The sequence below is a fragment of the Streptomyces hawaiiensis genome (assembly GCF_004803895.1).
Taxonomy (GTDB): Bacteria; Actinomycetota; Actinomycetes; order Streptomycetales; family Streptomycetaceae; genus Streptomyces; species Streptomyces hawaiiensis.
Window position 1 is genome coordinate 167489 of record NZ_CP021978.1, and the last position, 16687, is coordinate 184175.

13 protein-coding genes and 5 pseudogenes are annotated in these 16687 nt (G+C 68.7%); 6 read left to right on the top strand and 12 right to left on the bottom strand.

The window, feature by feature from the left end:
* Positions 1-16: 16 nt before the first annotated feature.
* Positions 17-139: pseudogene (locus CEB94_RS42080) on the bottom strand (IS5/IS1182 family transposase); the annotation flags it as partial.
* Here CEB94_RS42080 and CEB94_RS00825 point away from each other — a divergent pair.
* Positions 94-657 (top strand): annotated as a pseudogene (locus CEB94_RS00825) (IS6 family transposase); the annotation flags it as partial. The pseudogenes CEB94_RS42080 and CEB94_RS00825 sit on opposite strands and share 46 nt — an antisense overlap.
* Positions 658-1032: 375 nt before the next feature.
* Complete coding sequence (locus CEB94_RS00830) at positions 1033-2400, top strand: cytochrome P450 (RefSeq protein ID WP_175430313.1); 1368 nt, start codon at positions 1033-1035, stop codon at positions 2398-2400.
* Positions 2401-2482: 82 nt separating this feature from the next.
* On the opposite strand, the pseudogene CEB94_RS00835 reads toward CEB94_RS00830, so the two are convergent.
* A pseudogene (locus CEB94_RS00835) lies at positions 2483-4048 on the bottom strand (IS1182 family transposase); the annotation flags it as partial.
* 539 nt (positions 4049-4587) lie between these two features.
* Between CEB94_RS00835 and CEB94_RS00840 the strand changes: the two are divergent.
* Positions 4588-5301 carry a leucine-rich repeat domain-containing protein gene (locus CEB94_RS00840; protein ID WP_175430314.1) on the top strand — a complete coding sequence of 238 codons (714 nt, stop codon included), beginning with the start codon at positions 4588-4590 and terminating at the stop codon, positions 5299-5301.
* A 72-nt stretch (positions 5302-5373) separates the two neighbouring features.
* Here CEB94_RS00840 and CEB94_RS00845 read toward each other — a convergent pair whose 3' ends face one another.
* Positions 5374-6114, bottom strand: coding sequence for a class I SAM-dependent methyltransferase (locus CEB94_RS00845; protein ID WP_175430315.1), 741 nt, complete (start codon positions 6112-6114; stop codon positions 5374-5376).
* A 125-nt stretch (positions 6115-6239) separates the two neighbouring features.
* On the opposite strand from CEB94_RS00845, the pseudogene CEB94_RS00850 reads away from it, so the two are divergent.
* A pseudogene (locus tag CEB94_RS00850) lies at positions 6240-6844 on the top strand (dihydrofolate reductase family protein).
* A gap of 818 nt (positions 6845-7662) precedes the next feature.
* Positions 7663-7749: a hypothetical protein gene (locus CEB94_RS42085; RefSeq protein WP_381106968.1), complete on the top strand. Its 87-nt coding sequence runs from the start codon at positions 7663-7665 to the stop codon at positions 7747-7749.
* 411 nt (positions 7750-8160) lie between these two features.
* On the opposite strand, the gene CEB94_RS00855 is transcribed toward CEB94_RS42085, so the two are convergent.
* The 8 genes and pseudogenes from CEB94_RS00855 to CEB94_RS00885 all read right to left on the bottom strand — a co-directional run bounded on the left by CEB94_RS00855 (position 8161) and on the right by CEB94_RS00885 (position 15425).
* Positions 8161-8568, bottom strand: coding sequence for a hypothetical protein (locus CEB94_RS00855; RefSeq protein ID WP_175430316.1), 408 nt, complete (start codon positions 8566-8568; stop codon positions 8161-8163).
* 58 nt (positions 8569-8626) lie between these two features.
* Positions 8627-9523 (bottom strand): RNA polymerase sigma-70 factor, encoded by an 897-nt coding sequence (locus CEB94_RS00860; protein WP_175430317.1) that lies wholly within the window; start codon positions 9521-9523, stop codon positions 8627-8629.
* Positions 9524-9660: 137 nt separating this feature from the next.
* A complete protein-coding gene (locus CEB94_RS00865) occupies positions 9661-10902 on the bottom strand; it encodes an NAD(P)/FAD-dependent oxidoreductase (RefSeq protein WP_175430318.1) in 1242 nt (413 codons plus the stop codon).
* Positions 10903-12531: 1629 nt separating this feature from the next.
* Complete coding sequence (locus CEB94_RS00870) at positions 12532-13131, bottom strand: hypothetical protein (RefSeq protein ID WP_175430319.1); 600 nt, start codon at positions 13129-13131, stop codon at positions 12532-12534.
* Positions 13132-13377: 246 nt separating this feature from the next.
* Positions 13378-13644 (bottom strand): hypothetical protein, encoded by a 267-nt coding sequence (locus CEB94_RS00875; protein WP_175430320.1) that lies wholly within the window; start codon positions 13642-13644, stop codon positions 13378-13380.
* 46 nt (positions 13645-13690) lie between these two features.
* Positions 13691-13914, bottom strand: a pseudogene (locus CEB94_RS42090) (RHS repeat-associated core domain-containing protein); the annotation flags it as partial.
* A gap of 432 nt (positions 13915-14346) precedes the next feature.
* Complete coding sequence (locus CEB94_RS00880) at positions 14347-14550, bottom strand: hypothetical protein (RefSeq protein ID WP_175430321.1); 204 nt, start codon at positions 14548-14550, stop codon at positions 14347-14349.
* A gap of 173 nt (positions 14551-14723) precedes the next feature.
* Positions 14724-15425, bottom strand: coding sequence for a restriction endonuclease (locus CEB94_RS00885; protein ID WP_175430322.1), 702 nt, complete (start codon positions 15423-15425; stop codon positions 14724-14726).
* 457 nt (positions 15426-15882) lie between these two features.
* On the opposite strand from CEB94_RS00885, the gene CEB94_RS00890 reads away from it, so the two are divergent.
* Complete coding sequence (locus CEB94_RS00890; RefSeq protein WP_175430323.1) at positions 15883-16119, top strand: DNA ligase-like domain-containing protein; 237 nt, start codon at positions 15883-15885, stop codon at positions 16117-16119.
* Between the two features lie 95 nt (positions 16120-16214).
* Here the strand turns inward: CEB94_RS00890 and CEB94_RS00895 are convergent, their stop codons facing one another.
* On the bottom strand, positions 16215-16553 hold the full coding sequence (locus CEB94_RS00895) for a thioredoxin family protein (protein ID WP_175430324.1): 339 nt from the start codon (positions 16551-16553) through the stop codon (positions 16215-16217).
* Positions 16554-16687 lie beyond the last annotated feature (134 nt).

Consider the following 16687-nt stretch of genomic DNA (forward strand, 5'->3'; position numbering starts at 1 on the left):
GCAGCTCGTCAGTCGCCTATGACCGGCGCAAGACGCCAAGCTGTCGATGGGTGATCAGGCAGCAGGCGAGTTTGAGGAACGCTTCGTGGATGTCGGCCTTGCGCCAAGTTCGGGCAGACCTACGCAGGCGCGCTGCGCCGCCGACAGCCCCAGCCCGGGGACAAGTGGCACCTGGACGAGGGCTTCATCAAGATCAACGGGCGGTTGCAGTACCTGTGGCGGGCCGTCGACCAGGACGGGAACGTCCTCGACATCCTCGTGCAGAACCGGCGGGACAAGGCTGCGGCCAGGCGCTTCTTCCACCGTCTTCTCACAAAGACCCGCACGCTGCCGCGGGTGGTCGTCACCGACAAGCTCCGCTCCTACGGTGCGGCCCGACGCGAGGTCATGCCCTCCGTCGAGCACCGGCAGTCGAAGTACCTGAACAACCGGGCGGAGAACAGCCACCAGCCAACGAGGCAGCGCGAACGGGCGATGAAAGGCTTCCGCTCCGTGGGCGGAGCACAGCGGTTTCTGTCCGCTTTCAGCGGCATCTCGCCCCACTTCCGGCCCCGCCGCCATCTGATGCCCGCACACGACTGTCGAGCCGAGATGACCGTCCGCTTCGCAATCTGGGAGCAGATCACCGGAGTCCCCGGCCTCGCCGCCACGGCCTGAGCACTGCCCGGAGCCGGGCTCCACCACATCACGACGCACCATCAGACAGCTACCCGCCCAACAACGTGACAGTGCCCTCGCCGATTTTGCGCAGCAAATCCTCAACCAGAGTACGCGTGTTCGTAGGTGCGGCTATGGGCATGGCTGACCTTCCGTCCTGGTCCTCGTCGTCCGACGCGGAGAGATCACCAATCCTGCCAGCGCGGCCACGCCGAGACGATTACCTGCGAAGTAAGGCAAGCGTATCGGCCAAGATCCACTTTCGATACACGCCCTAGTCCCGCGTGGTGCAGGACACGTTCATGACAGGATTGCGCTGGGGAGCGTTCAGGGAAGTCATAGGGGCGCCCATGATTGCCGTGAAGGGATTCCCCCGTGACGTCCGCTGCTCCTCCCCCCATACCTCGGGCTGCAGGATTGCTTCCGTTCATCGGCCACGCTCTGAAAATGCGCGACAACCTCGGCTTCATCGACTCACTGCGCGACACACGGGAGCCGCTCGTCGAGATCGTCTTGCAACCCGGGACCCGCACCATCGTGGTCCAGGACCCGGCTCTGATCCACCAGATGCTCAAGACCCTGGCACCCACTCTCGACAAGGGCCGACTCTACGACAAGCTGGGCCAGCTGCTGGGCGATAGCGTCGTCACCGCCACCGGCCGGCCTCACGTACGCAAACGCCGTCAGTTGCAACCGGCGTTTGCCCACACCGAGATCAGCCGGTACGTCGACATCATGCGTGACGAGGTCACGGCCACGGTCGCCGGCTGGAAGCTCGGGCGGCTCCTCGACGTGCGTGAGGCGATGGTTGGGCTGAGCCTCGACATGCTGGCCAAGACGGTGTTTGCCGGTAGCCTCGACGACGCCGTTTTCCGCCGGCTGCGCAGCGACCTTTCGGTGGTGATGAACGGTGTCGGTGTGCGCCTCATGCTGCCCGACTGGGCCGAGCGCCTGCCGTTGCCCTTCAACCGCCGCTTCGACCGGGCCCGGGCCGGCGTACGCGCCACCGTCAACACCGCCGTCGAGGAACTACAGGCCACAGGACATGACACCGGGGACATGCTCTCCATGTTGCTGCGCGCCGTGGACGAGGAGACCGGCGAGCCGTTGACCGGGCATCAGATCTGCTCCGAGATCCTCACCCTGGCCGTGGCGGGCACCGAGACCACCGCGTCGGTTCTGTCGTGGACCCTGTACGAACTGGCCCGCGACCCCGAGGTCGAGGCCCGGGTCCTGGCCGAGCTGGACGAGGTCCTCGGCGAACGGCCGGTCACCTTCGACGACGTGACCCGGCTGCCGTACCTGAACCGGGTGATCACCGAGACTCTGCGGCTGCACCACCCCGGCTGGTTGGTCACCCGCCGCACGACCGAGGAGACCCGGCTCGGCGAGTGGACGCTGCCGGCCGGCACCGAACTGGCCTACTGCCAGCACGCCCTGCACCGCGACCCCGAGCGCTTCCCCCATCCGCTCACGTTCGACCCGGACCGGTGGACCGACGCCGCGCAGGAGCCTGTACCGGGCGCGTTCCTGCCCTTCGGGGACGGCAAGCACAAGTGCATGGGGGACCGCTTCGCCCGCACCGAGATGGTCACGGCGATCGCGACAATGCTGCGTTCGGTACGGCTGGAACTCGCCGAGGGCCAGGCCATCCGCCAGGTCGCTCGGCTCACCGTACGGCCGCGCGCCCTGCGGATGACCGTCCGCCCCCGGAACCGGCCCCGAGCCGGGGTCGGCCGCTAGAAGGTCGATGAAGATCTTGGTGAGGGGCTGTCCGGCCGTCAGGCCGGACAGCCCCTGCGGTCATGCACCGGCCGGTGCCAGGTGCCAGGTGCCAGGTGCCACTGGTGTGGGTGAGTCCGAGGTTGATCAGCCGGCGGAGGTTGAGGGCCGCGGCTCGAGTGTGGGGCCACGTGTCGTTCTTGATGGTGACGCGGTAGCGCAGTCGCCGGTTGCCGTGGTGGACGAGCCAGGCTACGGCGCGTTCGACCGGGGGTCGCCAGCGGCGGTAGTCGGCCTGCCAGCCGGGGTCGGTGGCGGCCTGGTGGCGGGCGGCTGTCTGCAGGTCGTGTTGAGGTCGGATGGTCAGGATGCGTCCGGCCTTGGCTTTGGTGCACCGCTCGCGCAGGGGGCATCCGGTGCATAAGTTCCCGAAAGCGGCTTTGCGTTGGTGGTGCTGCCCGCCGGGGTCGGACAGGGCCACGGCGTGTCCGGCCGGGCAGGTCACGATGGCGGCGGTGGTGTCGATGGTGAAGTCGTCGAGGGTGAAGCCGCCGGGAACGGCGGGCCGCAGCGGGGCGGGCTTGAGGAACAGCCGGTTGCCCGGCCTCGTGGAGGGCTTGGCGGGCGTCGCCGGTGGAATAGGCGGTGTCACCGATGGCGTCCACCGTGGTGTCCTCGTCGGCGAGCAGATCCAGGCCGACGGCGGCCTCGTGGTGCTCGGGCCCGACGTCGGGGCGCAGGGCGACGGCGGTGTAAAAGCAGGTCTCGGGCTCGATGGCCAGGTGGGCCTTGAAGCCGTCCTGCTGGTGGCTGCGGGTCTTGTGGACGTGTCGGGCTTCGGGAACGACCGTGGAGACCATCCGGCTGGGGGCGGTGCCCTGGGTGATGCGCCAGCGTCCGTCGCGGCCGTCGGAGTCCTCGGCGGGCTCGACGTCCTGACCGGCGACCAGGGCCAGGATGCCCACTGCGTTCGTGGCCTTCTCGCCGAGTTGCTGGTCGGGCAGGTGGCCCAGCAGCCGCAGCGCATCGGTGACCAGCGCGTCGACCAGATCGGCGCGGGCCTGCCCGTCGTCCAGGCGATCTTCGGTTTGCCCGGGTCGGTGTAGTCGTGCGCGCTGCACTGGGCAGCGGCGATTGTCTCGGCGCCGGGGACCTCGCGGATCACCGTGCGGACGGCGGCGATGATCTGGGTGACGGTGTCCTGGGTGGCGACCGCGTCGTCCAGCACGGTGGAGTCCAGAGCCCGGCGGTGCTTGCCCTTCAGCACGCCGGTGGCCTTCACGGCTTTTCGCACGGCCTCGAAGATCCGGTTCGGGCGGGCGGAACGGGCCAGCCGGCGGCGGAAGTAGGCCAGCAGCGACGGGTCGAAGGCCATGTCGTTGAGGCCCAGTCCGCAGGCGGCCTTCCACCGCAGGTCGCACCGCAGTTCCTGGACCGTCTCGAAATCCGACAGCCCGTGCAGGGCCTGCACGGTGATCGCGGCGGCCAGGATCTGCGGCGGCATGCTCGGCCGCCCGTTCGCCGACGGATACATGTCCGCGAACATCTCAGCCGGGAACAGCTCGCCGCGATGCTCGGCCAGGAACGCGAACACACTCCCGGACGGGATCAACTCCCGGCACTTCTCCCACACGTCCGGCCCGACGGTCTCGCCGACCCACTCACCCATTGCCACATGACGAGTCTGGCCCTGCCGCGTCAGCGGCAGGGCCAGAACCCAAGATCTTCATGAGCCTTCTAGCCGCGATGGGCTACCTGCGGAAGCAGGCCCCGCTGTTGGGGGCTGCAGCAGGCGAAGGCCTATGTCATGGCCGTCCGGGACGGAGACGAGCCCCCGGAGGAGCTGGTCGGCCTCACCCGGACGCCGGAGAGGTGCCCTCCGCTGCCCATCAGCACCCTGGCTGGCCCGGCTCGGTAGCGGTCCGGCAAAGGGGACGGGATCCTGGCCGCACGGCTGCCCCCCGGCCGGGAGAGTCGGCGGACCATGATACCGATCATCGCCCACCGGATCATCGCCGGCGCCGGCCTGACCCTCGACAACCCAACGTCACCCTGACGAGCCGAAGTCAGTAAGCGCTGGGACGGCCAGATGAAGATCCGTATCTTGGCCACATGGTGGATGAGGGAGAGTCGAGACTCTTTGTGAACCGGTGGGGCGACACATCGGACCCGGCATGTGTAGGACGCGCTTCCTACCAGGATGAGTGCGTGTGCTTCGACCAGGCCAAACCGCACCCGCGAGCCCGTGTCGGTTTCCACCCCGAACGCCAGGACACTTCGACCGCTGGGTGGCGACATCTGCTGGAGTTGATCAAAGAGGCCGCGGAGGACGGGCGGGAGGAGTTCCGACCTCTGGTCGAACTCAGCGCCGACGAGCGTCGGCAGGTCATCACCCTGCCGACGACCATCGCCAGACTGACGGCGGTCAAGCACCTCGTGCTCTACGGCAGCAACCTGGTTCGAATGCCGCCCGAGATCGGGGCAATGACCAGCCTGGAGGAGCTCACCCCCTACACCTCGTACCGGCTGCATTGGTTCCCCTATGAGATCACCAGGTGCTCAAAGCTGGCCCGCAGCACGGTGAGCACCCGCGCGCTGTTCGGGAACTACAAGCTCCGTCCTCTTTTCCCTCGGCTCCAGGCCTGGCAGGGCTCCGTTGCTGATCTCGACCTGACACAGCTGGATGCCGGGCGCTGGGGAACGACCGCCGTCCGCGGGTGCAGTGTCTGCGATCGGCCGATCGAGCAGGGCGGGCTCCACCAGGTGTGGATCTCGCTGCGGGTGGCCACCGATGTCCTGCCTCTCTTGGTCAATGCCTGCTCGGCAGCTTGCGTTTCTGCCCTCCCCTCCGGCGCCGAGGACTACGTGCAGCTGCCGCATACAGGCGGCAGGGTCAAGCAACCACCGTCCGACTGGGACTGATCTCGTTCATGTGCGCACCGACGTAGGGCCTGTCCGGCGAGGGGATGCCTTCACGTCTCGGCGCGGCGGAACCTACGGTTTGTGGGTTACCCAGAGCAGTTCCGCCGGCCAGCGGTGTGCCCAGTCGGGTGGGTCGGTTTCGTTGTAGCCGTTGGGTGTTCCGAGTTCGGGCCGCGGCTCGATGAGGTCGTCGATGATGAGACCCGCGCCGCGCAGGACCTTGACCCAGTCGCCGTAGGTGAGCTGATAGCTGGTCGCACCGTCGTCTTCTGCGATGGTGTTCAACCCGAAGTAGTCCTGCTGCAGCGTCGTGGTCACGCGGCTGGCGGCTTCGTCGTAGCAAGCTTCGAACCATGGGCTGGCGACGTTGAACACCAGGCGCCCGCCTCGGCCCAAGACGCGTGCGGCCTGCGGGACGGCCAGGTGCGGGGGCGCCCAGCTGAGCCCACCAAAGTCGCAGAACACCAGGTCGAAGCTGTCGGCGGCGAAGGGGAGTTGTTCGGCGGCGCCTTGCACTAGCGGGTAGCGGGCCGCTCCCATCGCGCGGGCCGCTGCGGCGAGTTGGGCTTCGGACAGGTCGAGCCCGACCACGGTGGCGCCCTCGGCGGCGAGCGCCCTGGACCACTGGCCGGCGCCGCAGCCGAGTTCGAGGACGCGCTTGCCGGTGACGTCGCCCAGGGCGTGCAGGTGCGCGTCGGGGATGGAGTACATGCCCCACAGCCGGGGGGTGGCGCCGATTTGCGGGTCGTGCTCGTGCTGGTAGGCGCTGCTGATCTGGTTCCAGAGCCGCCGGTTGGCGGGGATACTGTCCACGTGCCGACTCCAGCACTGCCTGCCGGGGGTGGTCAACACGATTGGGGCACTGGCCGGCCCTCGCCTCGGTCCGGCCCTGTCTCGGCCCATGATCCGCCGGACGAGCCCTAGGAAAGGACACCGCGATGTCGGAGCTTCTCGTCGACTTCATCACCTCCCTCGACGGCCACGCATCGGGAGAGGGATGGCCCGGGTTCTGGGGCTCGAGGGCCCGGAGTACCTCGCATGGCTCGGCGAGCAGCCCGAGGCCACCTACCTGATGGGAGCGAACACCTACCGCCTGATGTCGGGCTTCGCCGCAGGCGAGCTCCCGAATGGCCAAGACGAGTTGAGGCCCGAAGAAGAGGCGTCCGTCGACGAGCTCACGCAAGCGTCCAAGGTGGTGTTCTCCTCCTCACTCGAGGAGCCACTGACGTGGGCCAACTCCACGCTCGTCCGCGACGACGCCGTCGAGGCGGTCCGCGCCATGAAGTCGAGTGGCTCGGGGCTCCTCAGCACGATCGGCAGCCTCAGCCTGTGCCGGTCCCTGCTACGAGCCGGACTCGTCGATCGCTTCCGGGTCGTGATGTTCCCGGTGATCACAGGGGCCACGGGCGACGAACGCATTTACGACGGCTATCCGGACGTTGCCCTCGAGATGATCGAGCACCGCACCTTCGACGGCCGCATCCAGCTGGTCGAGTACAAGCCCCGCGTGCTCGAGCACCCCCCGCTCGGCGTCCCTGCGTGACGTCGCCCCGTCCACCGGTCTGGACGGCCGCCAGGCCGGCGCCGGCGGGCGCGGAGCAAGACCTCATAGAGGGCGAACGGCCAACGTCAGGACTCCCGGTCCATCGTCGCTGTGCGGCGGGAGTTGACGCCGCAGCAGAACAGGCGAACGCACGGGCTTCACTGGTGCGGTGGTGGAAGGTGATGCACCGGCTAGTGTGCCGACACCCAGACCGACGCGGGCCGGCGGGCGCTGTCCCCGCTGTTCGGCGGCCCCCGGCCCCGTAGCGTCGTCGAGCAGTACTTCGACGCGAACGGCGTCAGCGCTGTCGCAGGCAAGCCCGGTACCTACGTCATCACCGACAAGGAAACCGACCGGTTGATCGGGACACTCGTACTCGACCGCCGCTCCGCCGACCTTCCCGGGCACATCACCAAGGAAGGCGGGGAGCTGGAGCTGACCTACCTGCTCCGGCGCGAAAGTTGGGCCGGGTGTTCTCTTCGAAGATCTTCTCGGCCCGGCGGTAGGAGAGCCGGGCCCGGCTCGTCTCGGAGCACACGTCGAGGGTCGGCGTCCCGGCCGGGGCGCTGCGGTCGGTGAGGAACAGCGGGCCGCAGGTGCGGCGGGGGCTGAGCCGGGGCAGCAGCTGGGCGGTGCCGGACTGTCAGTGAACTGAAAACTCCCCTGCGGTCCGACACTGACCTCCCCGGAGAACCTCATGGGCTGCCCACGCGTGTGCTCTTGGTGAAGCCGATCACGTAAGCGCATGTGGCAAAGCCAGGACTGGCTGTCGTGGTCATCGCGGCCGCGATGACCAGACCGCCTTCGCGGTCCAGGAGCTGCTCGCAGCCCAATGGGCGATCGCGCCGGCAGACCATACGACGTGCCCGCGTGGACCAGGTCGTAGGTCTTGCCGCCCACGGTGATGCCGGAGAGCTGTCTGTAGTCCGTCCACGTCTCGTTGGTGCGGACGGTGCCGCTTGCCGCGGCGGGTTCATTGCCGAGCTTGTCGTAGGACCAGCCCGTGGTGGAGCCGTTCTTGCCGGTCAGCTCGCTCGCGTCGTCGTAGGTGTACGTCGTCCCCCGGGGCAGGCGTTCTTGGTGCCGTCCTGGGAGGTGAGGCTGCCTGCCTTGTCCCAGCAGTACAGCCACGACGCCTTGGGCCCGGGTATAGACGCGAATTGCGCTCGATCGCTGACGCAGCGCGACGCCGGTGATGACGGTCCGGAATCGCACCGGCCATCTGAGCCCGGCCGGCCGTTGCCGAGACGGCTCTCGTGACCGTTGGGTTCACCGTCGAGATCGCCCCGGCCGATCCACAGCGGTTCACCAGGCGGCTACGACCCGGCAGCGGGGCGCAACAGCAAGCGCGGAGACAGTGTCTGGACCAGGGCCAGGGTGCTGAGGGCGAACATCACCACGCCCAAGGGGACATGGAACGAGGGCACGTGAGCGATGCCGAGTGCGACCTGCGTCGAGGCGAGTAGGAGGAAGCCGGTGGCGTACAGGACGGGGCGGGGTGATCCGCCGCCTGGGCGCCAGGCCAGGATCGCGGCGAGCACGTACAACACGGCGGCTGCGTACATCACCTTCGATCCGACGTCGTGCATCAGATAGCCGTGGGACGAGGTCAGCAGCATGCCTGCGGTGACCGCCTGGAAGAAGAGGGTCAGGGTCTGCAGTGCTATCGCGGTCCTGAGGAAGGTGAGGCCGCGCGGCGCAACGGCCGTCATCTGTCTGGTCATGGTGTGGTCCCCTCTTGTGGTGTGGGCCATAGACGGGTGTCTGTCCGCGCCGACGGCGTCAGCGCAGGGTGAGCGGGGTTTCGGAGGTGACGTGGGTCAGCTTCTCGGGGTTGCGGACGAAGTAGAGGCCGGTGATGCGGGCGTCCTCGACGCGGACGGCCATGACGCCGTCCAGCTCGCCGCCCACGTATACGGCCAGTGCGGGGCTGCCGTTGATCACGGTGGGCTCCCAGGTGATGGTGGCCTTGACCTTGGCGGAGCCGCCGAGGTAGAAGCGGACGATCTTTTCGGCACCGGTGACCGGATGCAACGCGGCGCGCTTGACGCCGCCGCCGTCGCTGAGCAGGACGACGTCGGGGGCGAGTACGTCGAGGAGGTCCTGCGGGCTCCCGCTTTCGATGGCGCGCTGGAAGGACTCCAAGGCCACCCGGGTCTCACTCGCGGAGGCCGTCCGGCGGGGGCGGCGAGCGCCGACGTGCCGGCGAGCCCGGTGCGCGATCTGGCGGACGGCATCGGGGCTCTTGCCGACGGCTTCGGCGATCTCGTCGTAGTCGACCTCGAAGACCTCGCGCAGCACGAACACCGCCCGCTCGGTCGGGGAAAGACTTTCCAGGACGAGCATCATCGCCATCGACATGCTCTCGGCGAGTTCGATGTCCTCGGCCACGTCCGGCGTGGTGATCAGCGGCTCGGGCAGCCACTGGCCGACGTACGCCTCGCGGCGGCGCTTCACGGTGCGCAGCCGGTTGAGCGCCTGCCGGGTCGCGATCCGCACCAGATACGCCCGCTGGTCGCTCACCTGCCCCAAGTCGACCTTGACCCAGCGCAGCCAGGTCTCCTGGAGGACGTCCTCGGCATCGGCCGCCGATCCGAGCATCTCGTAGGCGACGGTGAACAGCAGGTTGCGGTGGGCGACGAACGCTTCGGTCGCCAGGTCGGTGGTGTGGTCGGTCATCTCTCGGTCTCTCTCCCTCGAATGCCTGGTCAGGCTGCCCGCCCCGCGATGGCCGACGCCTCGCCGTGCTTGGCCTGCGGCAGTTGTCGGGGCGGTGGTCGTCCTTGGGCTCGGTGTGCACGACGCCATAGGTGTTCTCAGCCGTGAGCGGCTGCTTCGTTCTCCCGGGGTCGGACCGTCTTCTCGGCGGACAGATCCGGCGCGGCGGCCAGGCGGAGCTTGCGCTTGGGCAGGCCGAAGGTCGGGTGCGAGGTGCCCCACAGCGACATCTTCACGATGCCCGCCTTGATCCGCGCGGCCTTCCGGCCGCCCACATACTTCGGCTTCGCCCGCGCTTCGTCGTCGACCATCTGCAGGATCCCGTCCCGTCGCCCGAGGCTGATGTGGTTGCCCACGTACTCCAGCTTGGTGTTCGGGATCTTGCGGCCGGTCAGGCGTCCCACGATCGCCTCCGTGGCCTGCCGGCCGGTGTAGCCGGCCGAAGCGCAGGACATGGGCAGCGTTCGGCCGTTGTCGCCGATGGCGTAGGCGCTGTCGCCGACGGCGTAGACGTTCGGGTGCGAGACCGACCGCATGGTGCGGTCGACGACGATCCGACCGTTCTCGGTGACCTCCAGCCCGCCGGCGGCGGCGATGGGGCCGGCCGCGAACCCGGCCGTCCACACGGTCGCGTCGGACGCCAGAACGGTGCCGTCGGCGCACAGCACCCGCGTCGCTTCGACGGCCTCGACGCTGGTGTGCTCCCAAACGGTGATGCCCAGCCGGTCGCAGGCCCGGCGCAGGTGGCCGCGGGCTCCCGCGGAGAGCGGGGCACCCAGCTCTCCGCGGGCGACCAGCGCCACCGACAGGCCGGGCCGGGATTCGGCGATCTCGGTGGCGGTCTCGATGCCGGTCAGCCCGTCGCCGACGACCAGCACGCTCCCGCCTTCGCCCCGCCCGCCCTGCCTGTCCAGGTTGTCCAGGCGCTCGCGCAGGCGCAGCGCCGATGGCCTGGCGGCGACGTCGAAGGCGTGCTCGGCCACGCCGGGGACACCGTGGTCGTCGCCGTGGCTGCCGAGCGCGTAAAGAAGGGTGTCGTAGCCGAGCTCGCTGTCGTCGGCGTGGGCGTGGGCCACGGTGACGACCCGGTGCTCGGGGTCGACGGCGGCGACACGGGCCAGGCGCAGCCGTATCCCCGTGCCCGCGAAGACGTCGGCGAGCTGTGGAGCCGCGATCTCCCGGCCGGCCGCGAGTTGGTGCAGCCGCAGCCGCTGGACGAAGTCCGGCTCAGCGTTGACCACGGTGATCTCGGTGTCCTGCGGGGACAGCCGGCGGGCCAGGGTCCCGGCCACGTAGGACCCGGCATAGCCGGCGCCGAGGACGACGATGCGGTGCTTCATGTGTTGCTCCCGTCGGTTGGCTTACTCTCGGAGACTTGAGCGGAACAGCGCCCCGATTCCTGACAGGAACCGACTCCTGCATATCCGCTGCCGATCACGACCGCCTCGGTCTTCTCGGTCACCCTGTCTCCTCCCTCTCAAGGGGTTCGGCCTCAAGACACCGCACAACTGATCGCTGTGACAGCCTGTGAGGCAGATCACTCCACAGGTGTGGGTTCGGCACGCGAAGTCCTCACTCACCGCCACACGGGCCCGCCCCAGGGTCGGCAGGCGCCGACCGAAGCTCACCGCGAACCAGGCCGCACCCGCCCAACGGCTCTACGACGAGCGGGAGAAGACCCGTCCGCACAGATCCCGGCATGTTCGGCGTGCGGAGGTCGAAGGAGTATTGTCAAGAGTTGTAGACAACAGTTCGGTGGGCAGGACATGTCCGGGTCCCCAGAGCCGCCCGGGGTTCGGTGGCCCGTATCGGGTTCGGCGCCCAGCGGGCGGCGGGTGGGCGAGTCGGCCAGTGGCCAGCGGGCGGTGTAGAAGCGGTAGGCCGGCATACGGCCGCGCAGCGTCTTCGGCTCGCTGATGTCCACGCAATGTGAGACGCCGTCCTTGCCGAACGGGGATCACCGCCAGGCGGCGTGCGAAGATCCCTCGCACGGTGAAGACGACCGCGGCGACGTCGACGCTGGCGAGCGCTGTGTCCACGCGTGGCCCCACCACCCGGGCTCGGATCGCCGCACCGAATGCCTGGCACCGCTCCAGCAGCCCGTCGACCATCCGCTCCCCGAACTTCAGCAGCGCAGAGACGCGCCACCATGTGAGCAACTGCCGGGCCGCTTCTTCGGCTGCTGCCCGCGTGCCGCCTTGGCGGCCTTCTGCGCCGGAGTCTGGTCTCCGAGAGTGCGATCGTAGAGCCGACTCCGGCGGCCGTCACGCGCCACGCACACCGACCACCGGGAACGGGCGCGCGAAGGCGTACTTGTGCGCGCGCTGTACCTCACTCCCCCATTGGATGGTGGCCACCGAGTGGACTCCACTGCGCACCGGATGCACACCACGGTGGAGTCCACTCCCCAACGGGGCGCACGGTGTCGTCCACTCCCACCCGGTGGTGCGCACCGTGATGCGGGAGTGGACGCCACTCTGCCCACCACGCGCCGTCCTACGGATAGTGACGGTGCGGGAGGGAGAGATCTCCCCTCCGGACAAGCGCATCGCGGGCCGGTGCACGGCATCGCCGGAGCGTGGCCGAGGGGAAACACCGCGAACTCGAGGCTGGTCAAGGGTTGCTTTTCCCGGCGAGGGCGGCCCGTGTTCCGGTCGGCGCACCTGGGCAAGGGGTGCGCATCATGCGCAGCATCCAATGTGCATGACATTCCGCATGCGCATCGAGGGTGGGCCAGTCGTCGCTCCCCTTCGTGGTCGCCCTTGCCGTAGTCCTCGAAGCAGGCCTGGCAGGAACCCGGGTACGCGCCCCGCCCCGCGCCGTGCGGCCGCAGCACCTTCTCCTCCGCCCGTCTCCTTCGAGCTCGCTTCTTCTGCTGCTGCCCGCATGCCGCCTGACGGCCTTCCTGTGCCGGGGCCCGTCCCACGGGCGGATCGTAGCGCCACATCACGGTGGCGGAGTCAGTGCGGTCACTGCTCCGGGTTGTGCAGGTCCAACACGTCGCCAAACCGGGTGAATGATGAGTTCTCTCTGCGCATAGGGGAAACACGCACTCGTTCACCGGGCAACAGAACGAGGAGCATCAAGGGCCCTGTCACGTCTCGTCTGGAGATTGCCGGTGTCCCGGGGGCTGGTGGGAAGCGCTCGATCTCGATGAGGTCCGCGCCACCGCTCACCAGAAGCTCCCAGGCACGTACGAGTTCTCCTTCGTCACCGTCTGAGCCACGCCCGGTGTGGACAAGAGACTCGGACTCGGCGACGACGGACACGGAAGCTCCGGCGAGTGCGTCCTCGGCCATGGCCGAAGTGCCCAACTCCGTGCCGACGATGCCCCCGCCGAGGTGGTCCGGACACTCCCAGACACCGTCCGCGCGCCGCACGGAGTAGTACAACTCTTCGGCGATGAGATCGTCGTCCCGGCGGTGCAAGAGCAGGACGAACCCGAGGTCGCCGCTGATCCACACGTCAGCGACGATGACAGTGTCGGCGGGGACGGCCAAGGGGCGGGTCGCCGCGAGGTCGGTTGGTGGGTGCCCCAGCCGGAGAGCGGTTTCGGCGATGTCGGCCATGGGCTTTCTCATGATCTTCTTGCTTCCTCATTTCTTGGAGTCCCTCGAATCGGCCTGCTGCGTTCACGGCGACCTGTGGATGGGGCCGCCGGGAGGGCACGTCACATATCTAATCGGTTTACGTGGGGGGCGGCCGACGCCCATGCGAGTCGGCCGCCCCCGCACGCCGGATGACTTGGCCATGCAGGAGTAGGACATGTCAGCCACATATCCGTTCCAGCCGGCGACGAAGACCGACCCGTAGGTCTAGATCCTCGTCCCTGGCTTCACCTGGATGTTGTAGTGGACCGCCCAGCCGATCTTGCCCGGGGCCTTCCAACTTCCCTTGGCCTGCAACTTGCGCATCTTGCCGCGCTTGCCCGGGGGAACACTGTGCGTCTCCCCGTAGGTGGCGTTGCAGAACACCAGGTAGCGATTGACGGACCCCATGATTTGGACGTTGATGTAGTAGCCGATGTAGGGGTAGCCGTTCTTCGCGATGCTGCCACCCCGGCGGCTGACGACGATGCGCATGCCGTACCCCGTTCTTGATACGGCGCTTGCCGCACTTCGGGCTCATGCCGTCGGTGTCGGTGGCGTTGCACGGGTCCGCGCTGGAGTAGTCGTAGGCGTTCGCGGAACCGCCGGGCACCGGGCCGGTTTGCAGGAGCGCCCCCGGGCGGGGTCGTAGAGGCGCACGCCCATCAGCGTGAGACCGGTCAGGGTCTCGGCCGAGCGCTGTTTCTCACCGAGCCAGCCGTACCGGGTCGCTGCCTGGCCGGTGCTGGGGTTGCCGTACTCGTCGGCGCCGGATCGACGATCATGAAGCCGTGAGCCGTAAGTGTCTCGCGCGAATGCCGTATGACGGAAAGAAGCACCCTGTTTCCACCTCGACGTGCACCGGAGGTCCCTCCCAACGCTGGCACTGGTGGGAAGGCTAGGAGGTCGGGAGACCCTCGCCGCCACGCTGGAGCTGCTCGGGCCGCCCTTGCAGCTCTTGCCGCCCGTCCGGACTGTCCGATGTACCCGGCCACCTGAACGAAAGGCGTCGGATCGGGCGCCATCAGTTGGTGGGCGCCCGGAAACCGGTTCGGGTGGCAGGCCGGTGTCGTCATTCCCCAGAACTCCCCGCCCGGCTCGGTCTGCACGTCCAGGGCCTTGGCGGCTCGGGCGTGGTGGGCGCGCATGCGCTGTTCGGTGTCCGGGTCAGGGGGCGGGACCGGCACCACCACTTGGTCATCCAACCGCCGCGCCCGCGGCTTCGGCGGCCAGGGCGAGCAGCTCACCCACCGTGAACGCTTCCTCTTCCAGGCCCGCCCACGTGGCGATGCTGCCGTACCCGGACACGCGCCCGGCCGCCGTCTCTTCCTCCAGGACAGCGAACGCGTCCCGGATCGCCTGGTGCAGGGCGGGGTGGGCCCGTTCGGGGTTGTGGAGCATGACTAGGTCCAGCTGCTCGCCCCCGAGCTGCTCGCGGTTACAGCGGGCGGACCTGCGCTCCTCGACTGACCGTGCGCCGAGGTGCGGAGAACGCCCTTGCGGTTGAGCGGAACCCGGCGAATTTGCCGGGTTCCGCTCAACCGCAAGGGCCGTAGCCTGCCAAGCTCCGCAGTTCAGCTCAAAGACGTGGGCCGCCTTGGAGGCGGAACGGCCCGCAGCAGCTCCCACAGCGGCCGGGAGCCCGAGGCCCACACCGCCAGGGTCTGGCGGTCCACCACGTGCAGCCGCTGCTGCTTGGCGAAGTCCACCGCCGGGCCGGTCACCCGGCCGTTCGTAACGATCACCGCGACGTCCGCGCCGTGCACCGGCCTGGCAGTCCCGTTGAGGACCTGTAGATCCGGCGTGCCCACCGCCGAGCCCCGGGTGCCGTCACGGCGGTGCTTGCACTGGATCACCCAGCGCCGTCCGAGCGGGTCGGTGGCTTTCACGTCCGCGCCCAGGTCACCGCCCCCGCCGACCCGCTGCGCGTCCCGGCAGCCGTCGCGGCGCATCAGGTCCCGGACCGCCTCCTCGAACTTGGCGTAATGCAGTGCGTCGAGTTGAGACAGTTCGTAGCGCAGGCCCTGCGATCGGACTGCGTCCCAGCGGGCCTGCTGCTGACGGGCGCGGAGCCAGCCGGCTCCCGCGAGCACGGCGAGCACCAGGGCGACCAGGAGCACCCACCGGTGGGCCAGCAGCCAGTTGACCACCATCACGACCAGACCGATGACCGCCGTGGCCACCACCACGAGCGCGAGCAGCTGTGCGTCCCGTTGCTGTTGCCGCTTGCTCGGGCGCCTGGTACGCCGCCTTGCGGGCGGCCGTCGGCGCGTCACCGGTTCCCCGTCTGCGGGAACCGGACGGGGTAGGACACCGTGGGCCGCGGCTGCTGGATCCGTGGTGGCGGGGCGTCGTCGAACCGGATCGGGTACTGCACGGTCGGCTGCGGCCGCGGAGCCTCACCTCCGCTGCCTGCCGTCGTACTGCCGTTGCCTAACGCCACCACGGCTAACGCGAACCCGGCGAAGATCGTCACTTCTCGTCTGGCGCCCGGAGCCCACCTCGAATGTCCCCGTACGGGCGTCCCGTCAGAGCGCACGTAGTCCCGTACCCAAGGCATTAAAGCCTCCCCCTCGAAGCCACACGACCAGGACCGCCCATGGTGACAGCAGGCACTGACAACAGGTCCGCGCTGCACCACACACAGTGATCAAGGAAGACCTGAACCGGACGGCGCCGGTACCGGTGCTCGGCACAGCACCCGAACGGCGGCCGGCGCGCGTGGAAGGCATCGTGGGTGACCTGGACGCTGACGGAACGCATGCTGAGCTCACCCGTGCCCGAACCCATCTGCGCCCCGGATGGGCCGCGGAGTTGAAATGGGACGGCTTCCGGGCCCTGCTCTCCGTCGACGCCGGGAAGGTGATGCCGCGCTCCAGGCGCGACACCGAGATGGGCCCCGCGTTCCCGGAGACCGTGGCCGGCGCCGTGCAACTGCCGGATGCGACCACCCTGGACGGCGATATGTGACCTGTGGGGGTGTCTCAGCCACAAGGTGCCTCTGGCGGCGCAGCTCCCGTAGACGAGACGTGACGGGCGTCGCGGCCACGTGCCGCAGCGGCCGCTCAGAGGTGGCCGTCCAGGAACTTCCGTACCTCGGCGATGGTCATAGGCCCCGTGCCGTGCGCCACCGCCTCGCCCTCCTTCAGCAGGACGTAGGACGGGGCTCCGGTGATCCCGTATCGCTCGGTTGCGGCCGGACAACGCGTGATGTCGGCGCGGACGGCCGTCAGGCGGCCCGTGTAGTCGTCGGCGATACCACCCACGACGAGGTCCATCACCCGGCAGGGCTCGATTGCCTTGGGCCATGTCCCGGTGAAGTATGCGAGGACCGGAACTGCGCTCATCCCGAGGATGAAATTGAACTCCGCGTCCTCACGGGGTCGGTGAACCCGCTTCGCCATGGAGGCTCCTGACCTCATGTTCCGTCATTCCATCCCCATCATCCCTCGCGCGGTGTGCCAGGCCGGCCCGGTCGGTCGTCCGGTTGACCTGTCGGAAGGGAGGCACGGGGCCGTCGCAGAACCACGGTGGTCCC

Excerpts from the sequence above, each read along its gene's own strand:
- CEB94_RS00865 (WP_175430318.1), bottom strand. The coding sequence starts at position 10,902 with ATGAAGCACCGCATCGTCGTCCTCGGCGCCGGCTATGCCGGGTCCTAC.
- CEB94_RS00875 (WP_175430320.1), bottom strand. The coding sequence starts at position 13,644 with ATGCGCATCGTCGTCAGCCGCCGGGGTGGCAGCATCGCGAAGAACGGC.
- CEB94_RS00880 (WP_175430321.1), bottom strand. The coding sequence starts at position 14,550 with ATGCTCCACAACCCCGAACGGGCCCACCCCGCCCTGCACCAGGCGATC.
- CEB94_RS00860 (WP_175430317.1), bottom strand. The coding sequence starts at position 9,523 with ATGACCGACCACACCACCGACCTGGCGACCGAAGCGTTCGTCGCCCAC.
- CEB94_RS00855 (WP_175430316.1), bottom strand. The coding sequence starts at position 8,568 with ATGACCAGACAGATGACGGCCGTTGCGCCGCGCGGCCTCACCTTCCTC.
- CEB94_RS00870 (WP_175430319.1), bottom strand. The coding sequence starts at position 13,131 with ATGGCCGACATCGCCGAAACCGCTCTCCGGCTGGGGCACCCACCAACC.
- CEB94_RS00895 (WP_175430324.1), bottom strand. The coding sequence starts at position 16,553 with ATGGCGAAGCGGGTTCACCGACCCCGTGAGGACGCGGAGTTCAATTTC.